This window comes from Saccharopolyspora sp. 7B (assembly GCF_020177435.1).
GTDB classification, from domain to species: Bacteria; Actinomycetota; Actinomycetes; order Mycobacteriales; family Pseudonocardiaceae; genus Saccharopolyspora_C; species Saccharopolyspora_C gregorii.
In genome coordinates, this window is sequence record NZ_JAIUKC010000025.1 from 3,640 (window position 1) to 21,665 (window position 18,026).

General features: G+C 72.2%; 15 protein-coding genes (1 of these 15 running past the window's edge). 8 read left to right on the plus strand and 7 right to left on the minus strand.

What is annotated here, in order from left to right; all coding sequences use genetic code 11:
• Both LCD33_RS05045 and LCD33_RS05050 read right to left on the minus strand, forming a co-directional pair.
• Window positions 1-514 carry the 5' portion of an SDR family NAD(P)-dependent oxidoreductase gene (locus tag LCD33_RS05045; RefSeq protein ID WP_224977561.1) on the minus strand. Its footprint begins 749 nt before the window's first position, so only the first 514 of its 1,263 coding nucleotides appear in the window; it begins with the start codon at window positions 512-514; its stop codon lies off the left edge, out of view.
• A 116-nt stretch (window positions 515-630) separates the two neighbouring features.
• Window positions 631-1,536 (minus strand): alpha/beta hydrolase, encoded by a 906-nt coding sequence (locus tag LCD33_RS05050; RefSeq protein WP_224977562.1) that lies wholly within the window; start codon window positions 1,534-1,536, stop codon window positions 631-633.
• Window positions 1,537-1,846: 310 nt separating this feature from the next.
• On the opposite strand from LCD33_RS05050, the gene LCD33_RS05055 reads away from it, so the two are divergent.
• Window positions 1,847-2,758 (plus strand): diiron oxygenase, encoded by a 912-nt coding sequence (locus LCD33_RS05055; RefSeq protein WP_224957491.1) that lies wholly within the window; start codon window positions 1,847-1,849, stop codon window positions 2,756-2,758.
• Between the two features lie 203 nt (window positions 2,759-2,961).
• Window positions 2,962-4,572 carry an FAD-dependent oxidoreductase gene (locus LCD33_RS05060; protein ID WP_224977563.1) on the plus strand — a complete coding sequence of 537 codons (1,611 nt, stop codon included), beginning with the start codon at window positions 2,962-2,964 and terminating at the stop codon, window positions 4,570-4,572.
• Window positions 4,573-4,602: 30 nt separating this feature from the next.
• Here the strand turns inward: LCD33_RS05060 and LCD33_RS05065 are convergent, their stop codons facing one another.
• The 3 genes from LCD33_RS05065 to LCD33_RS05075 form a co-directional block, all read right to left on the minus strand.
• A complete protein-coding gene (locus LCD33_RS05065; RefSeq protein WP_224957493.1) occupies window positions 4,603-5,217 on the minus strand; it encodes a TetR/AcrR family transcriptional regulator in 615 nt (204 codons plus the stop codon).
• Window positions 5,218-5,351: 134 nt separating this feature from the next.
• Window positions 5,352-6,053 (minus strand): (2Fe-2S) ferredoxin domain-containing protein, encoded by a 702-nt coding sequence (locus LCD33_RS05070; RefSeq protein WP_224957495.1) that lies wholly within the window; start codon window positions 6,051-6,053, stop codon window positions 5,352-5,354.
• 97 nt (window positions 6,054-6,150) lie between these two features.
• Window positions 6,151-7,038 (minus strand): universal stress protein, encoded by an 888-nt coding sequence (locus LCD33_RS05075; RefSeq protein ID WP_224967167.1) that lies wholly within the window; start codon window positions 7,036-7,038, stop codon window positions 6,151-6,153.
• 296 nt (window positions 7,039-7,334) lie between these two features.
• Here LCD33_RS05075 and LCD33_RS05080 point away from each other — a divergent pair, with 296 nt between their 5' ends.
• Both LCD33_RS05080 and LCD33_RS05085 read left to right on the plus strand, forming a co-directional pair.
• The gene (locus tag LCD33_RS05080; protein ID WP_224957497.1) at window positions 7,335-8,348 is read left to right on the plus strand and encodes a chitinase; all 1,014 of its coding nucleotides are present in this window, start codon (window positions 7,335-7,337) and stop codon (window positions 8,346-8,348) included.
• A gap of 17 nt (window positions 8,349-8,365) precedes the next feature.
• Window positions 8,366-9,367 carry a chitinase gene (locus tag LCD33_RS05085; protein ID WP_224957498.1) on the plus strand — a complete coding sequence of 334 codons (1,002 nt, stop codon included), beginning with the start codon at window positions 8,366-8,368 and terminating at the stop codon, window positions 9,365-9,367.
• Between the two features lie 276 nt (window positions 9,368-9,643).
• On the opposite strand, the gene LCD33_RS05090 is transcribed toward LCD33_RS05085, so the two are convergent.
• The gene (locus tag LCD33_RS05090) at window positions 9,644-10,555 is read right to left on the minus strand and encodes a hypothetical protein (protein WP_224957499.1); all 912 of its coding nucleotides are present in this window, start codon (window positions 10,553-10,555) and stop codon (window positions 9,644-9,646) included.
• Window positions 10,556-10,795: 240 nt separating this feature from the next.
• Here LCD33_RS05090 and LCD33_RS05095 point away from each other — a divergent pair, with 240 nt between their 5' ends.
• From LCD33_RS05095 to LCD33_RS05110, 4 genes are all read left to right on the plus strand, one after another.
• Window positions 10,796-11,893: a hypothetical protein gene (locus LCD33_RS05095; RefSeq protein WP_224957500.1), complete on the plus strand. Its 1,098-nt coding sequence runs from the start codon at window positions 10,796-10,798 to the stop codon at window positions 11,891-11,893.
• Window positions 11,894-12,015: 122 nt separating this feature from the next.
• The gene (locus LCD33_RS05100; protein WP_224957501.1) at window positions 12,016-13,140 is read left to right on the plus strand and encodes an alpha/beta hydrolase; all 1,125 of its coding nucleotides are present in this window, start codon (window positions 12,016-12,018) and stop codon (window positions 13,138-13,140) included.
• A 156-nt stretch (window positions 13,141-13,296) separates the two neighbouring features.
• Window positions 13,297-14,274 (plus strand): glucosyl-3-phosphoglycerate synthase, encoded by a 978-nt coding sequence (locus tag LCD33_RS05105; protein WP_224957508.1) that lies wholly within the window; start codon window positions 13,297-13,299, stop codon window positions 14,272-14,274.
• Between the two features lie 117 nt (window positions 14,275-14,391).
• On the plus strand, window positions 14,392-16,446 hold the full coding sequence (locus LCD33_RS05110; RefSeq protein WP_224977564.1) for a hypothetical protein: 2,055 nt from the start codon (window positions 14,392-14,394) through the stop codon (window positions 16,444-16,446).
• A gap of 12 nt (window positions 16,447-16,458) precedes the next feature.
• Here the strand turns inward: LCD33_RS05110 and LCD33_RS05115 are convergent, their stop codons facing one another.
• Entirely contained in the window at window positions 16,459-17,718 is a 1,260-nt protein-coding gene (locus LCD33_RS05115) for a hypothetical protein (RefSeq protein WP_224977565.1), read from the minus strand.
• Window positions 17,719-18,026: the final 308 nt, after the last annotated feature.

Here is an 18,026-nt window from a genome sequence, read left to right on the forward strand (position 1 = left end):
TGTTAACGGGGTGATAAACGCGGCGTGCGGCGGCTTTGGCCCTTTTGTTCTTTTTTGTTGTTTCCCCGCCCCGGGGCTCGGCGGCCAAAAATTCTCGGCGTGGGGGCGGGGGGGGGGGGCCCCCCCCCCCGCCCCGGCCGCCTTCGCGGGCGACGCGGGAGGCGGTGGCCCGGCCGATGCCGGAGCCCGCGCCGGTGATGATGGCGGTGCTGCCGGTGAACCGGCCTGGTGTGGTGCGTTCCCGCCACTCCGGACGTGGCGGCGGAGTGGGAGCACCTGCCGCGTCGGGGGTGGCGGTGGCGTTGGCCTCGGCGGCCAGCCGGTCCACCTCCTCGGCGCTGAGCCGCCCGCCGCTGAGCGCGACGAGCCTGCTCATCCGGAACCGGCGCACCGAGCGCAGCGCCGCGGGGCTCTGCCCGTTCTCCGCCAGCATCCGGCGCAGGATCGGGCCGCCCGCGGGGTGGTCGAGCCATTCGGCCACCGTGGACTCGGGGGACAGCGGGGTGGCGGTCATCGGGTTTCCCTCCTGTCGACCGGATCCCGGGGGCGGTGCCGAGCGCGGGATCCGTCCGGCTTCGCGCCTCCCGCGCCGGGCCTCGCGCCCCGCGCGGCGGGAGCCGGTGGGCGGTGTCAGTCCGCGTGCAGCGCTCGCCGCACGTGGCGGGCGATCAGGTCGTAGCCGGCGCGGGCCCGGTCCGGGTCCTGCACGTCGTAGCCGTGGTCGGCCCCGGCGACCACGTGGTGCCGCACGAGCGCTCCCGCCTCGCGCAGCCGTTCCGCGTAGCGCTCGCCCTCGCCGCGCAGCACGTCGTGCTCGGCGGTGACGACCAGCGCGGGCGCGATGCCGGTGAGGTCGGTGGTGTCCCCGGGTGCGGCGGGGGAGTGCAACCGGTCGTCGGCCCAGCGCGGGTCCCGGAGGTAGGAGGCGTTGAAGACCTCCGCCATCCACGGGCGCAGCATCGGCTTGGGCAGCGGCGATCCCTTGTCCCGGAACGGGGTGACCAGGTCCAGCGACGGGTAGTGCAGCGCCTGCAGCGCGATCCGCGGTCCGCCCTGCTCGAAGGCCTGGCGCGCGACGGCGGCGGCGAGCGAGCCGCCTGCGCTCTGCCCGCCGACCGACAGCCGGGAGCCGTCCCAACCGTGCCGATCGCCGTGCTCGGCGGCCCAGCGGACCACGTCGAACGCCTGCCGCGGCGGGGCGGGGAACGGGTGCTGCGGCGCGAGGACGTAATCGACGTTGAGCACCGCGACCTCCGCGGTCCCGGCGATGAGCCTGCACAGCGGGTCGTCGAGTTCGGTCAGCCCCATGACGAAGCCGCCGCCGTGGAAGTTGACGTGCAGCGGCACGGTTCCCCCGGTCGCGTCCGGCCGGTACAGCACCGCGCGGGCCGGTCCCGCCGCGGTGGGGACGGTGAGCACCTCGGTGCGGCCCGGGAACTCGGGGAACCGGTCGTGCGGCGGGCGGACCCGGGCGACGGCGCGCTGCATGGCCTTCGCGGCGAGGGCCGCCACCGCGGGGCGGGACAGGACGGACATCGGATCGCTCCCTTCGTCGGCCTCGCCCGGCGGACCGGTCGGCGCACGACTCACTGTAAGGCAGTCGACTGACTGGGAAGTCGGCGGGCGGTCGCCCGGGGTCCTCCGGGTGGTGAGCGGGCCGTCGTTCGCCGCGTGCCGCGCGGGCGCGTTCGGCTGGTCGGGTGCCGTCGAGGGGGACGGCTCGACACCTTATTGACACTCTGTCTAATGTGACATCGTGTCTCACAGGGGCGCCGCGACCGACCCGGCCGCCCCACCAGCCCGCAGCCGGCCCGGCCCGTGGGAGGGCCCAGTGGAGGTGTCAACGATGACCAGCGCACCAGCGGAATCCGCGCAGCGAACCGCCGCGGACGAAGACGTCTCGCAGCGGTTGCTGGACTCGGCGGCCACCCTGTCCTACGACCCGGCCACCGAGGTCGACTGGGAATCGCCGCTGCCCCCGGACGAGTACGGCCTGAACCCGGAGTGGAGCACCCTCTACGGCACCCCGCTGTGGGACGAGCTCACCGAGCAGCAGCGGGTCACGCTCACCCGGCACGAGGTCTGCTCGGTGATGAGCATCGGCATCTGGTTCGAGATGATCCTGCAGCAGATGGTGCTGCGCGACCAGTACGTCAAGAACCCCGCCAACGCCGAGTTCCAGTTCGCCCTCACCGAGATCGCCGACGAATGCAGGCACTCCATCATGTTCGCCCGCGCCTGCGCGAAGATGGACGTCCCCGCCTACCTGCCGCCGCGGCTCATCGCCCAGCTCGGCCGGTTGTTCAAGACGCTCGCCAGTGCCGAATCCGCCTACGGCGGGATCCTGGTGGCCGAGGAGATCCTCGACGTCATGCAGCGCGACTGGATGCGCGGCGAGAACGTGCTCGGCATCGTGCGCACCACCAGCAAGATCCACGTGGTGGAGGAGGCGCGGCACATGAAGTTCGCCCGCCAGGAGATCAAGGAGAGCATGCGCGGGGCGGGCCGGGTGCGTCGCAACGCCAGCGCCGTGCTCATCGCCGTGGTCGCCGACATCGTCGCCTCCAACCTGGTGCAGAAGGAGGTCTACGCCTCCGTCGGCCTGGACCCCGACCGCGCGGTCGCCGCGGTGCGGCGCAACGAGCACCGCAAGTCCATGCTGCGCAACAGCTGCGTGCACCTGATGGACTTCCTGTCCGAGGCGGGCCTGCTGAACCGCCCGGCGATGGCGATCTACCGCCGCATCAACATGATCTGAGCCCGGAGCCGGGGGGCCCCCCCCCCGGGGCCCCCCGGCGCCGCGCCGGGGGCGCCCCCCCCCGCCGCCCCCCCCCCCCCCCCCCCCCCCCCCCCCGGGCGGCCCCGGGGGGGGGGCGGGCCCGCCCCCCCCCGGGCGGGGAGCACCGGGCAGCGAACGGAACGACCTGCCGCGCGCAGGCGTCGGGCGGACGAGGAACCACCATGGCCTACGCGATCACCCAGACCTGCTGCACCGACGCCTCCTGCGTGTCGGTGTGCCCGGTCAACTGCATCCACCCCACGCCGGACGAACCGGACTTCGGCCGCACCGACATGCTCTACGTCGACCCGCAGACGTGCATCGACTGCGGGGCCTGCGCGGACGCGTGCCCGGTGGACGCGATCTTCCCGGTGGACCGGCTGCGCGGCGCCGATACCGAGTACGCCCGGATGAACCGCGAGTACTACGAGACCGCGGACGTGTCCAACGAGTGGACCGCGCCGAACTTCCCGCGCTCGCTGCCGGAGTACCCGGGCACGCTGCGCGTCGCGATCGTCGGAACCGGACCGGCCGCCTGCTACACGGCGCAGGCGCTGCTGCGCGACACCGGCGCCGAGATCACCATGCTCGACCGGCTGCCGCTGCCCGGCGGGCTGCTGCGCTCCGGGGTGGCGCCGGACCACCAGTCGACGAAGAAGATCGCCGACGGCTTCTCCTGGCTGTACCAGCACCCGCGGCTGCGGATGCACATGAACGTCGAGGTGGGCCGGGACGTCGCGCACGAGGACCTGGCCGCGCACCACCACGCGGTGATCTACGCGGTCGGCGCGGCCACGGACCGCGAACTCGGCGTGGACGGCGAGGACCTGCCGGGCAGCGTCTCCGCGACCTCCTTCGTGTCCTGGTACAACGCGCACCCGGACTTCGCCGACCTGGGCGTGGACCTGTCCGCGGAGCGCGCCGTCGTCGTGGGCAACGGCAACGTGGCGCTGGACGTGGCGCGCATCCTGCTCAGCGACCCGGAAGAGCTCGCGGGAACCGACATCGCCGACCACGCGCTGGAGCGGTTGCGCGGCAGCCGGGTGCGGGAGGTGGTGCTGCTGGCGCGGCGCGGACCGGAGCACGCCGCGTTCACCGCGCCCGAGTTCCACGCCATGCGCCACCTCCCCGGGGTGCGGGCCGTCGTCGAGGACGGGCCCGAGGTGCGCAAGGCGTTCGCCGAACCGGAACCGGGCGGCAAGGCGCAGTTGCTCGCCGAACTCCCCGTCGAGGACGTCGACCTGACCGAGGCTCCCGCCGACGGCAAGCGCCTCGTGTTCCGCTTCGGCGCGGCCCCGGCCGAGGTCCGCGGCACCGACCGGGTGCGCTCGGTGCGGGTCCGCGACGGCGGCGAGATCGCGACCGGACTGCTGGTCCGCGCCATCGGCTACCGCGCCACCCCCATCGCCGGGCTGCCGTTCGACGAGTCCACCGCGACCGTGCCGAACCGGGGTGGCCGGGTGCTCGACGCCGCGGGGAACCCGCTGCCCGGCACCTACGTGGTGGGCTGGGCCAAGCGCGGCCCGTCCGGCGGGATCGGCACCAACCGCGGATGCGCGCGCGACACCGTCGGCTCGCTGCTCGACGACGCCGCCGCCGGACACCTGCGCGAACCGGCGGGCTCCGGGTTCGACCGGCTGGTGCGCGCCCGCGCGCCGCGGTCCATCGGCCGGCGCGGCATGCTGAACATCGACCGGGCGGAGCGGGAGCGCGGCGAGCGGACCGGGCGCCCGCGGGTCAAGTTCGCGACCGTGCCGGAACTCCTGGGCGCGGCCCGCCGCTTCGGCCGGTAGCTCCGCCGCCGAGCGCGGGCGGACCGGCGGTCAGCTCAGTTCGCGCAGCAGGGGCGCGATCTCCTCGGCGGCCTGCTCGCTGTGGCCCGCGGTGGTGCCGACCATCGTGATGAGCTGGTCGGTCAGCCAGTGCTCGAACACCTCGCGCGGCGGGTTGTGCGTGGCCAGCCACGTCACGCACGTGGTCTCCACCAGCGCCACCCAGCCGCGCAGCGTCAGCAGCAGCAGCGCGGACGGGTCCACGATGCCGATCCGCTGGCACACCAGGTCCACCACGTGGTTGCGCACCTTGTCCACCAGCGTCTCCGTCTCGCTGGTGGCGATGGTGGAACCGCTGCGCAGCAACGCGGTGTAGCTGCTGGCGAACGCCTCCACGGAGGAGACGAACTCGGCCAGCGCGGAGCGCAGCTGCGTGATCAGGTCGCCGTCCTGCGGCAGCGTGATGCGCTCGATCAGCTCGTCCACGACGGTGGTCAGCGCCGCGACGTGCACTTCCCGCAGGTTCGAGAAGTAGCGGTAGAACAGGGCGCGGGAGACCCCGGCCTCGGCCACGATGTCGTCCACGGACACGTCGTCCATGGCCCGCTCGCCGTAGAGCTGCAGGGCGGTGGCGAGCAGGTGCTCCCGGCGTTCCTCGGGGCTCATCCGGCGGCGCGGTCGCTCACCCCCCCCCCCGGCCTCGGAGTCCGGTGGGGTCGGAAGTTCACTGGTTCGCGGCATCGTCCCCACATCATCACATGTTTGCCCACGTCAGTCCCCGAGCGCCTCCACCTGGGTGATCATCGGCACCCGGCACCGCCCGCTCGGCGGCCCGTCCCCCGGTCGAGGAGCTTCGCGGCACCGTCGGCGTCGACGTGCTGGTGCCAGGTGCCGCCGGGGTGGTCGATGACGAGGGGGCCGAGGTTGCACGGGCCGAAGCAGCCCGCGGGCGTCACCTTGGCGGTGGTCCCGCGCACGAGGTCGGCCAGCGCGCGGTGCACCGGCCCCGCGCCGTGCGCGGTGCAGCGCGGGCCGCGGCAGACGAACAGGTGCCGGTCCGGGACGTCGAGCACGGACCAGGAGGGGCTGCGGAACCCGGCGGGGGAGGCGGTGATCGGTGCGGTCTCGTCGGCGAGCCCCGCGATCGCCTCGGCGAGACCGGTGGCGGCGGCCGGACCGCGCGCCATCCGCACGTCGAGCGCGCCTGCGCGGGTCTCCCGCCAGTTCGCGACGGCCTTGGCCAGCCAGGACGCCAGGTACCGGTCGTCGGGCAGCGCCAGCGGGACGAGCACGGCGCTGCTCGCGCCGTCCGCGTCGAGCCGGTCCAGGACGTCGTGCACCGAGGGTTCGCCCTGGTCGAGGTGCGCGGCGAGCACGGGGCCGCCGGTCCGCTCGGCGACGGCGCGCACGACGGCCCGCAGCGACCGTTCGTCCACGCCGGACGGGGTGGGCCGCACAACCAGCACCAGCGCCCGCTGCGGCACGTCGTCGCGTTCGGGCATCCGGTGACCTCCGGGAGCTCGGGGAGGCCGCCGGTGCGACGGCCGCGCCCGATCATGCGTCACCCGGCGGTGGATTCCGAGTGGTCCGGGACGCAGCTCACCGCTTCGGCGTCCGGGCGATGAGCACCGGGCACGGCGCGTGGTGGATCAGGGCCTGGCTGGTGGATCCCAGCAGCATGCCGGTGAATCCGCCGCGTCCGCGGGTGCCGACCACGACGAGCGTCGCCCCTGCCGCGTGCTCCAGCAGGGTCGCGGCGGGCGATCCCTTGGCGACGAACCGCTGCACCCGCACGTCCGGGTGGTGCTCCCGCCTGCCGCTGATCAGTTCGGCGAGGAGCCGGTGCGAACCCTCCTCGATCTCGTCGGCGGCGAGCCCCACCCGCATCCACTTCGAGTCGACGCCGACGAGGTTCCAGGTGTGCACCACGTGCAGCGGCACGTCGTGCGCGGCGGCCGCGGCGAACCCGTGCTCCAGCAGCAGCGGCGCCTGCCGGGACCCGTCCAGGCCCACCACGACCGGCCCGTCCGCGGGTTCGCCGCGCCCGCGGACCACCACGGTCGCGCAGTGCCCGTGCGCGGCCACCGCGACCGCGACGGAACCGGCGAGCAGCCCGGAGAACCCGCCGAGCCCCCGGTCACCGACCACCACGAGCCCGGCTGAGACCGACTCCTCGATCAGCACCGAGGCGGGCGACCCGGGCACCGATTCGGTGCGCACCTCCAGGTCAGGGCTCTGCCGCTGGGCGATCTCGGCGGCGTCGGCGAGCCACTTCCGCACCTCGGCGCGCACTTCGGCGCGGGGCGCGTGTGACCACCGCACGCCGGGGATCCCCGGCAGCGCGGGCAGTGCGAACACGTCGGCGTAGACGATGCGCAGCGCGCGGCGGCGGCGAGCGGCTTCCGCGGCGGCCCACCGGACGGCGCCGCGCGCGGTGCCCGATCCGTCGACGCCCACCACGAGCGGTCCGGTTCCGAGTTCGCTCATCTCGTCCCCCTCACCGTGGGAGTCCGCCGAGCGGCGGGGAATCCGCGGCCGGCGGGCCTCCATGCTGACGCACCGACCGGGAGGTCGCCGCTCGGCGACGGGGTCGCGTCGCATCTACGCCAAAGTGGTCTGGACCCGTTGACGGTGTGGTCTAGTCCACATACGGTGCTGCGCGTTCGGCAGTTGATCGGGACCGCGCCCGCGCCGGACCCGGGGCCGAGCGCGGCGCGCTCCGGATCTCTCGTCCGCACCACCGCCCGGCCACCCCGGCCGGACCGGTATGAGGGGAGTACCCGTTGACGACCAGAACGATCCGCATGGCGGCGCTCGCGGCAGGGCTGCTGGTGCTGCCGTTCACCGGCGCCGCGGCCGCGGCCACCCACGCACCCGCCCCGGCGGCCGCGGGCGACCTGCGCGCCGCGCCCTACTACATGCCGCTGGACAACGACCCGCAGGACATCGCCGAGGCGATCGAATCCAGCGGCCAGCGCGACTACATCTTCGCGTTCGTGCTCGCCCCCGACGAAGGGAGCTGCACTCCCACCTGGGACGGCAAGGCCGACCAGGAGGTCGCCACCGACACCGCGGTCCAGGCGAAGGCCGACGCGGTGCGCGCGGCGGGCGGTGACCTGTCGGTGTCCTTCGGCGGTTACAACGGCATCGAGCTCGGTGCCGCCTGCGCCGACTCGGCCGCGCTCGCCGACGCCTACCAGCAGGTGATCGACAAGTACGAGCTCACCCACATCGACCTCGACGTCGAAGGCGACGACCTCGGCGACGTCGCGGGCGAGACCAAGCGCTTCGAAGCGATCAAGACGCTGAAGGAGCGCAACCCCGAGCTGCACGTGACCCTCACCCTGCCGATGACCACGGTCGGCCTCAACGAGGCGGGCAAGGCGGAGATCCAGCGTGCCAAGGACATCGGCGCCGAGATCGACCTGTTCAAGATCATGGACTTCGACTACGGCGGCCCCGGCGACGACATGGCGAACAGCGCGATCTCCGTCGCCGAGGCGTTCCACGGGCAGCTGCGCGAACTGCACCCCGAGTACGACGACGCGGCCGCCTACGCGCGCACCGGCGTCATCCTGATGAACGGCCACACCGACCAGCCGAGCGAGCTGTTCACCCCCGACACCTTCCGCGCGCTGCTCGACTACGCGAACGAGCACCAGATCGGCCGCTTCTCGTACTGGGCGCTGAACCGGGACCGCGTGTGCACCGAAGAGGGCGGCTGGGCCGACGGGAAGTGCAGCAGCATCGAGCAGGCGCCGTACGAGTTCACCAAGATCCTCGCCGAATACCAGTGATGGTCAGGAGAAACCTGATGAAGAAGCTTCCGAAGCTGCTGGTGGCCGTCGCCGCCGGAACCATGCTCCCGCTGACCGCGGTCGGCGCCGCGGCCGCCGCGCCGGACGCGCCCGCAGTGCCCGCCGCCTTCGCCGCGCCCGCCGCGCCCGCCGAGATCAAGACCGCGCCCTACATCGACGTGATGCAGGAATCGCCGACGCTGCCCGAGGTCGCCGAGGCCACCGGGCAGAAGCACTTCACGCTGGCCTTCGTGCTCGGCAGCGCCGCGGGCTGCACCCCGATGTGGGGCGGTGAAGCGGCGCTGGACGACCAGCGGATCATCGGCCAGATCGACGAGCTGCGCGCGCAGGGCGGGGACGTCATCGTCGCCACCGGCGGTGCGATGGGCCCGTACTTGGAGAGCGTCTGCGGCACCTCCGACGAGCTGCTGAACGCCTACAAGTCCATTCTGGACACCACCGGCTCGAACCACCTGGACATCGACGTCGAAGCCACCATCCAGCACGACGTGGTGAACGAGGCGCTGGCGAAGCTGCAGGCCGAACGTGGCACCCAGGTCAGCTACACCCTGCGGGTCCAGAGCGACGAGACCGGCCTCGACCCGTACTCGCTGCAGGTGCTGCAGAGCGCCGCCGACCACGGCGTCGACGTGCTGGTCAACCCGATGGCGATGGAGTTCGGTTCGCAGAAGCCGTGGGGCGAGGCCGTCATCGCCGCCGCCGAAGCGACCCTCGGGCAGATGAAGCAGGTCTGGCCGGACGTCGACGAAGCCGGGCTCAAGGCCAAGCTCGGCGTGACGCCGATGATCGGCCGCAACTTCAACGGCAACGAGTTCACCCAGGAGCACGCGCAGCAGCTGGTGGACTGGGCCAACGAGAACCAGATCGGCCTGCTGTCGTTCTGGTCGGCCGGGCGGGACAACGGCGGCTGCCCGGGTGGCGCGGTGTCGCCGACGTGCAGCAGCATCGAACAACAACCCTACGAATTCACCAAGTTGCTTCAGGGTTTCGGAGGTTGAGGTCTCTCCACTCCTGTTGCTCGGGGGTGGCGGAACCTCAGCTGGTTCCTCGCTGCGGGATCGATTTCACAGGTGGCTCCGCCACATGAGAAATCGCTGTCCTCGCGAGGAACCAGCTGAGAACCCGCTGCGGTGCCGGTGTCTTGGGTGGTCGGCGGCTCATCGGCTTCGCCGCTGACAGGCGAAAGATGAAGGCCGGTGATGGCTCTGTTGAGCGGGGGGGCACCTGATTCAGGCCCCCCCCCCGCTCGCATGCTGTCGGTCCTTTGTGGACTTCTAATAGGTGACTCCGGGGAATTCCTGGCGGGCCTTGGTGAACTGCTGCTCGCGGTCGTCCGGCCAGCCGAAGGCGCCGGTGGCCTGCTCCTTCAGGTTCTTCCCCGCGGCGCCGCTCATGAAGTGCACGAACTCGCCCCAGTTCAGCTCGCGGGAGAACGAGTCGCCCGACGCCGGGAAGTGCTCGCCCAGCAGCGCGAAGTAGCGCACCATCACCTGCGCGCCGCCGTGGTCGCGCCACAGCGGGTGGAACCAGTCGCGGAACCAGTGCGTGCCCTCGCGCGGGAAGTCGTCCACGTGGTCGTCGGCCGACATCCGGTCGAAGAAGTCCTGCGCCTCGGCCTCCATGCCGAGCCCGACGTACACGTCGTAGATGTAGAACTCCATCCACTTGCTGTCGCCCCACAGGCCGAACGCGGGCGAACCGTGCTTGCCGGCGGCGATGAGCTCGACGATGTGGCCCGTCTCGTGCGTGACGATCTCGTACTGCGGGGTCGTCCAGTCGGTGCCGCCGACGTCGCTGACGTTGCGGTGGTCGTGCGACTCGTCGTACACGGTGGACGGGTGCCCGCCGAAGTGCTTGCCCTCGTGGTGGATCGAGTACAGGCGGTCCTCGTTCATCCGGTTCCCGGAGTTGCCGTAGGTCCGCTGCGCGTACTGCCACATCGACGTCAGGTACGGCAGCAGCCACTCGCTCGCGGCCTGGTCCACGTCTCGGTCGAAGTACAGCGCGACCGTGTCGTTGTGGTCGGCGAGCCGCAGCTCTTCGGAATGCTCGAACCAGTGCTCCTGCCACGTTTCCGGCGGCGGTTCCGGGGCGCGCGCCGCGGGCACGGCCAGACCGGTCCGAGCCAGCGCGGGAACGGCCAGCGCCGAGGTCAGGGTCGTTGCCAGGAATGTCCTTCTGCGCACGTCTTGCACCTTTCGGGGGAGGCGCGGGCGGTTCGCCCGACGAGATCGCGATCATTCCCGCGACCGGACCCGGAGCGGCGCCGATGGCTGGAACTGACCACCTGCGCCGGATTCCGGGAGGAGAGCGTTGATCCGTTCGCCGCGGACGAGCACGATCGTCGTTGCGGCGCGGGCTCTTCCGGGCGAGCGGAGGTGTCCGTGCGCGCATCCCGGCCCGATCGATCCCAGCGGATGGGTACGGTGTCGACCGTGTTCCCCACCGCGGAATCCCTGCTGTCCGGGCCGCGCGGCCGCCGGTGCTGCCTGGAACTGGCGCTGTCCTCCGGGGACGACGAGCGGTGGGCGGCGGCGCGCCGCGCGGTGTTCTTCGCGGCGCACCACGTGGATGCGGCCGCGGGCAAGTCGGTGCTGTTCGGCACCGGGCCCGACGTGGAAGCTCCGCCGCACCCGTCGAACGCCGAGATCGCCGACCTGCTCGCCGCGCTCCCGCCGCCCGAGCCCGGTGCGGCGGACCTGGTGCGGGTGCTGGCAGAAGCGGTCGCCGCCGCCCGCTACTGGCAGGAACCGGACGGGAAGGACGTGCTCGCCGCCGCGCCGCCTATCCGCGCGGCCCTGGAACCGGCGGCCGTGGCGCTCGCGGGCTGCGCGGCGGCGGACTGGTGGACGAGTCCGCTCGACCGCGAGTTCCAGCGGCTGGTGACGTTCCGCCCGGGCACCTCCGTCCCGGGACCGGTCGATCCGGAAGGTGCCCTGGCCCGCTGGCGCACCGAGGAGGTGTCCACGGAGGAACGTGCCCGCCGCGAGTGGCCGCGCTCGATCGACGCCCCGTTCAGCGCGATCTGGTGGTCCGGCCCGCCGTGCGAACTGCCGTGGACGACGCGGAACATGGGCGAGCACGGACCCGGGGGCCTGTGGTTCGTCGAGGACGGGATGGGCTGGGAGGACGCCGCCGTGCACTCGGCCGAGGTTCCGCCGGACGCCGAGGTCTACGAGATCGACGGCCCCGAGGCCTGGGCCCGGTTGTGCCGCGACCACCCGCTGGAGGTGTCGGCGAGCCACCGCCACGACTGGTACCGCACCACCGGCCGGGACGGGCGCTGGGTGCTGCCGGACTGGTCCGAGGTCGCCCGCCACCACGACGCCGTGCACCTCACCGTCACCGGCTACCTGACCACCGCCGGGATCGCGATCCCCGTCGACGGAGACCGCGCCTCGGTGTTGGCCGGTTGGGACCCGGACGCCACGTGCTGGCTCACCACCCCGCCCCGGGTCGCCGCCACCGGAAACCCCTGGCACGACCCGAACAGGACGGGGTGGCGCCCGCATCCCGCCGGGTGAACGGCCACCGGGTTCCCCGGGGCGCGGTTCTCAGGGGAATTCCCGAGGTGCCGGGGAGGCCGGTGCGACAAGGTGCAGGGGAGATCCGCTGCGGCGGAATCCTGCTACCCGCTGGGGAGAAGATGCGCAGAACCACTCGACTCGCCGGAGCCGCCACGGCCGCGGCACTGCTGCTCGCACCGGTACCGGCCTCGGCCGCGGCACCGGCTGCGCCGCGGCTGGAACTGCCCGCGCCGACCGGCCCGAACCCGGTCGGCACCGGCTCGCTGCACCTGCGGGACGAATCCCGCCCCGACCCGTGGGTGCCGACCGGCGCGCGGGAACTGATGATCACCGTCTGGTACCCGGCGGCCGAAGCGGTGGGGGAGCCGGCCCGCTACCTGAGCCCGGCGGAATCGCGGCTGTTCCTGGAACTCCAGGCCGAGCACGGCACCCCGCCCGTCGACGACCCCGAGGTCCTCAGCACCGTCGCCACCCACGCGAAGGTCGACGCCCCGCCGCAGCGCACCCCGGACGGGCATCCGCTGGTGGTGCTCTCGCCGGGATTCTCGTTCCCCCGCGCGACGATGAGCGGCATGGCCGAGGACCTCGCCTCCCGCGGCTACGTGGTCGCGGCCATCGGGCACGACCACGAGGCGGCGGGCATCGAGTTCCCCGACGGCCACGTCACCGAGTGCGACGCGTGCGAGACCGCGGACCTCGCGGGCGTGGTGCGCGGCAGGTCGCTCGACGTGCGGTTCTTCCTCGACGAGTTCCTGGAGGACCCGCGGTTCGGCCCGCTCGTCGACCCGGACTCGATCGGCATGGTCGGGCACTCCATCGGCGGCGCCAGTGCCGCCGAGACGATGCACGACGATCCGCGGATCGACGCGGGCGCCGACCTGGACGGCACGTTCTTCGCCCCCGTCGAACCGCTCGACCGCCCGTTCCTGCTGCTCGGCGCCGGTGCGCACGGACCGGGCGGCGTCGACGACTCGTGGGACCGCACCTGGGAGCGGTTGCACGGCTGGAAGCGGTGGATCACGTTGAACGGCTCCGGGCACAGCACCGCCATCGACCTGTCGGTGCTGGCCGACCAGCTCGGCATCGAACGACCGGGAGAACCGCTGTCCGGCGCCCGCGGCACCGAACTCGGCGACCGCTACGTCGCGGCGTTCCTCGACCGGCACCTGCGCGGCCTGCCGCAACCCGTCCTCGACGGCCCGACCGAGCAGAACCCGGAAGCCCTGTTCTGGCACCAGGACTGACCGGACCGGGCGGGCTCCGAACCCGAGCCCGCCCGGTGGCGGACAGCGTGTTCCCTGAGAAGATCAGCGGCGGTGAGCAGTGCGTTCGGTGCTGCATCCGGCAAGGGCGATCATCGCTGAGCTGGTCGGGGGAGGAGGCTGGACGTGGACCCTGCGGTGCACGATTGGTTCCGACGGCGTACCTTCCAGCGCCCTGAGTGGACGGTTCCGGAACTCGCGGAGTTGAAGGGCGAGCAACGGGTGAGCCTGGTGCTTCCGGCGCTGGATGAGCAGGAGACCGTGGGCCGGGTCGTGTCCACCCTCTTGCCACTGACGGGGCCGGGACGGTCAGGTGAGCAGCCGCTGGTCGACGAGCTGGTGGTGGTCGACTCGGGCTCCGTGGACCGGACGGTGGCCGTGGCCGAGCGGGCGGGCGCTCGGGTGCTGCGCAGGGAAGACGTGTTGCCGCGGTGCGCACCGCGCCCTGGCAAGGGGGAGGTGCTCTGGCGGTCGCTGGCCGCGACCGACGGAGACCTCGTGGTGTTCGTCGACGCCGACCTCACCCGGTGCGAGGCGGACATCGTGCCCGCTCTGCTCGGCCCGTTGCTGAGTTCGGCGGAACCGGTGCTGGTCAAGGGTTTCTACCGGCGTCCGCTGGAGACCGGCGCGGTGCTGCCCGCCGCCGAGGAGGCCTCCGGTGGTGGCAGGGTCACCGAGCTGCTCGCCCGCCCGCTGCTGTCGGCGCTGCGTCCGGAGTTGAGCGGAGTGGTGCAGCCGCTGGCGGGGGAATACGCGGCGCGCCGAGAATTCCTGGAGTCCGTCCCGTTCGCACCGGGGTACGGGGTGGAGATCGGATTGCTGCTGGACGCTCATTCCGCGCACGGACTCGACGGTCTCGCGCAGGTCAACTTGGGAGTTCGCGGGCACCTGCACCAGGACTTGGCGGCCTTGGGCGTGATGTCGCGCCAGGTCCTCGACACGGCGTTGCGGCGGTGCGGAGTCGTCGGCACCGACGTGGCGTCCGCTCCGTTCGACCAGTTCCGCTTCGAGGACGGCAGCGCGGTGCTCCACCGCTCCGACGTGCTGGTGGAGGACCGCCCGCCGATGCGGACGATGGCCGGGCGTTGCACTGACCCGAGCTCGGTGATTGTCTGACTCCGCACGATCACCAAGCGTTATGCTGGTGCCGATCTTCGACGGAACCAGGGGGCGGCCTCGATGGCGGACGGTCACCGCAACGAGAACACGGGATCAGCGCAGGTCGTTGCCCAGGTGGGCACTCTCACCGGGGACATGCACCTGCACCTGCCTTGGCGGCAGGCCGAGCTGCGAAACCAGGTGCCGAACCCGACCTCGCACTACACCAACAACGAACGGCAGCTGTCGGAGATCAGCGCCGCACTGCTCCGGCCCTCGGACGAGGGCCAGGTGCCGGCGATCGCGGTGATCGTGGGTCCGCCGGGGAGCGGGAAGAGCGCCACCGGCTACCGCTGGGTGTTCGCGCACTCGAACACCTTTCCCGACGGGGTCTTCTACGCCCCGTTGGGTTCGGGGCCGGACGGCGCCGGAGCGCCAGGGTCGGAGAGCGAGGCGCTGCGCCAGTTCCTGATCCGCGTGGGGTTCGAGCCGCACGAGATACCGGACAGCCTGGCGTCGCGCTCGGCCTGGTTCCGGGAGTGGAGCGCCGGCAAGCGGGTGGCCGTGGTCATCGACGATGCAGTTCGTGCCTCGCAGGTGCGGCACCTGCTGCCGGGCGTGGGCCGATCCGCGGTGCTGGTGACCTCCGTCGGGGACCTCAGCGGACTGCGAGCGACCGAGCAGGTCACCTTCGTGGAGATCACCCCGCTGGAACCGGAGTCGGCGCGGGAACTCCTGCGCCGCATCGCGGGCGCGCCCCTGGTGGACGCGGAACCGGCGGCGGTGGAGGAGCTCATCGGGCTGTGCCAGGGATCGGCGTTGGCGCTGTCGGTGGCGGCCGTGCTGCTCCTGGGACGCGGCGAACGCCCCGTGGCTCCGCTCGTGGCACGGCTCTCGCGAGAAGGCCGGTTGGTGCGGGGACTCTCCCGGGATCCGGAGCTGTCGGTGGACGTCGTGTTCGACGCGGCCGCGGATCGGCTCTCCCCGGCGGAGCACAGCTGCTATCTGGCGTTCGGCCAGCACCAGGGCGACGGGGACATCAGTTTGGAAGCGCTCGCCGCCGGGCTGGACGCGGACCCGGAGGACGTCGAAGCGCACCTGGACCGACTCGTCGCAGCGAAGCTCGTGACCTCGACGGGGGAGGAACGCTACGGGGCGAACCGCTTGGTGCGCGAGCACGCCCGGCGGCGTGCCGAGCTGCACGAAGGCCGGAGCGCCGAAGCCCGGCGGATCCGCGACCGCCTAGCGAGCTACTACCGGATCGCCGCGGTGCGCTGCGGACACGCGATGAATCCGAGGCGTGGCTGGCTCGAACGGTTCTGGCCCGGCTTGACCTCGGGCGGTGCCCACGTCGAGAAGGCGCAGGCTCGGCAGTGGCTGGAGGCCGAACGGCGCACGCTGCGGGCGGTCATCGACGATGATCACCGGGAGGGCCGGGTCGAGACGTGCGTGCTCGCGATCGCTCTGTGGCCGCTGTACGAGCACAGCAAGGACTTCGCCGACCTCGAAGAGACGAGCCACTACGCTGAACGGCTCGCGGAACACTGGGAACTGCCGTTGGTGCGCACCCTCGCGCTCGTCCAGCGCGGTTTCGCGCCGCTCGGCAGGCAGGAGTACGCCGCCGCGGCGGAACTGTTCGCGCAAGCGCGGAAGCTGTGCACCGACCACGGAGACCTGGAGCTGACCGCCACCACGATCGAGTCGCAGGCGCTGGCCGCCCGTGGGCTCGGCCAGGTCGTGCGAGCCCGCGAGCTGTTCGAGGAGAACCTCGAGCTGGCGCGGAAGTCGGGCAATCCGCAGCGGGTGGGCGTGGCACGGATGCATCTCGGGTCGGTGGCTCCCGCATCCGAGGCGGTGCTCCACCTCGAGGAGGCGTTGGCCTGGTTCGAGAAGGGCGATGCCGTCAACACCGCGAAAACCCGCATGTGGCTGGGGATGCGCCTCGGCGAGTTGGGGGCGGCGGAGGCGGCAGGCGTAGCCCTGCACCGAGCGCTGGACACCATGCTCGAGTTGCGCCGGCACACCGATGTGGCCCAGATCCGGCTCGGCCTCGCGGAGCTCGCGCTGGCCGAGGGCGATCGGGACGAGGCACGAGCCCAGCAGCGCGAAGCGCAGGCGCTCTACCGCTCGCAAGGCTGGTCGTCGCAAGCCGAGCAGGTCGAGGCACGGCTGGCAGGGCCCGAAGCGTGAGCCGGGGCCGGTTCAGCCCTGCTGGACGCTGACCCCGAGGGTGCTCCGGCGGTCACCCGAGCGCACCGGAACCGTCCGCGGGAACTCGCTCGGAACGAGCCGGTCGCGCAACCACCCGTGCAGGACCGCACCGCACACCGCACCGAGATCGGGAGCGGCGGTGAACACCACCGCCAGACCGTCCTGCGCCACCGCGAGCCACCGGCCCTCCGGAGTCCGGACCACCGCGAGCAGGCAACCGGGCAACGCGTCCAGCGAAGCCCGCGCCCACTGCTCCGGGGCGGTGCACGGCTCCTCGTGCAACACGACGTCGGCGAGCTCGAGCATCCGCCGGGACGGGGATCGGACACCGGTCACCAGGACGACACCGGCACCGGAGGACCACGAGCCCGGAGTCGCCGGATATCGCCGCACCTGGAGTTCGACGCCGGCGCCCGCCTCCACGCTCACGAGCTGACCGGGCGGTGCGGGCAAGTCCACGTCGGGCAGCGGTACCGCTACGGGTTCGGCGGGAACCTCGGGTTCGTCCAACTCCAGCCAGTCGTACACCGCGGTGCGCAACAACCTGGCGGACTCACCCGGCACCGAGGTGGCGAGTTCCGTGACACCGGCGAACCGCTCGGTTCGGTGGGAGCGAGCGGTGGATTCCAGTTGAGCGAGCAGATCACGGTTCGGATCCAGCAGCGGTGCCGCGGCATTGAGCCGGGCGATCGGCGATTCCGGGTCGAGCGAGTCCTCTGGCGCCGCGGTCACCAGCAGTGGTGTGCCGAGAGCCGCCGAATAGAAGGTGACCGAACCGTGGTCCCCGATGGTGAGGTAGGCGGCAATGAGCGCGGCCCGCCAACCCTCTTCGGGAGGCAGGACGACGACGCCGGCGCGGGCGCAGTCCTCGAGCCACATCCGCACCTGCCACGGCGAATGCCCGTGCCAGACGTTCGGGTGCAACGCGACGACGATGCGGTATTCGTCCAACGGGAGTCGTGCGGCCAAGCGGGCCACGATCGACGAATCCTGCCCGAACAGGGAGGAATCTCCCCAAGTCGAGGAGACGAAGACCAGCTGCTGCCCGTCGTGGACCCCGAAGCTCCGCCGGTAGGTCTCCCGCAGTGGAACGCTGGCCAGGATCCGGTCGAAGCACGGATCACCGGCGACGAGCGCCACATCGACGGCTTCCGGACAGTGTTCTCGCAGCCTGTCGACCTGCTCGACGTGCGAGAGCACCGTCGTGGAGGGGATGAGTTCGCCTTCGTGGCGCAGCCATTCATCGGACAATCCGAAAACGGGTTTCCGGGTTTCCGGGTTTCCGGGTTTCCGGGCTTCCGGGCTTCCGGGCTTCCGGGCTTCCGGGCTTCCGGGCTTCCGGGCTTCCGGGCTTCCGGGCTTCCGGGCTTCGCCAGCGTTTTATTGTATCCCATGCCGTGCGGTACGACTAAGAGCGGAGCGGTCACTTCGTGCAGCGGACCGCCGTAGCTGGCGGATACCGCGAGGTCGAACTCCTGGGACATCGCTTCGGCCCAGGGGAGGGGGATGATGTCGTGCGCTGCGAGGAACTCCGTGGTCCCCGTGGTGAAAGCACTCGA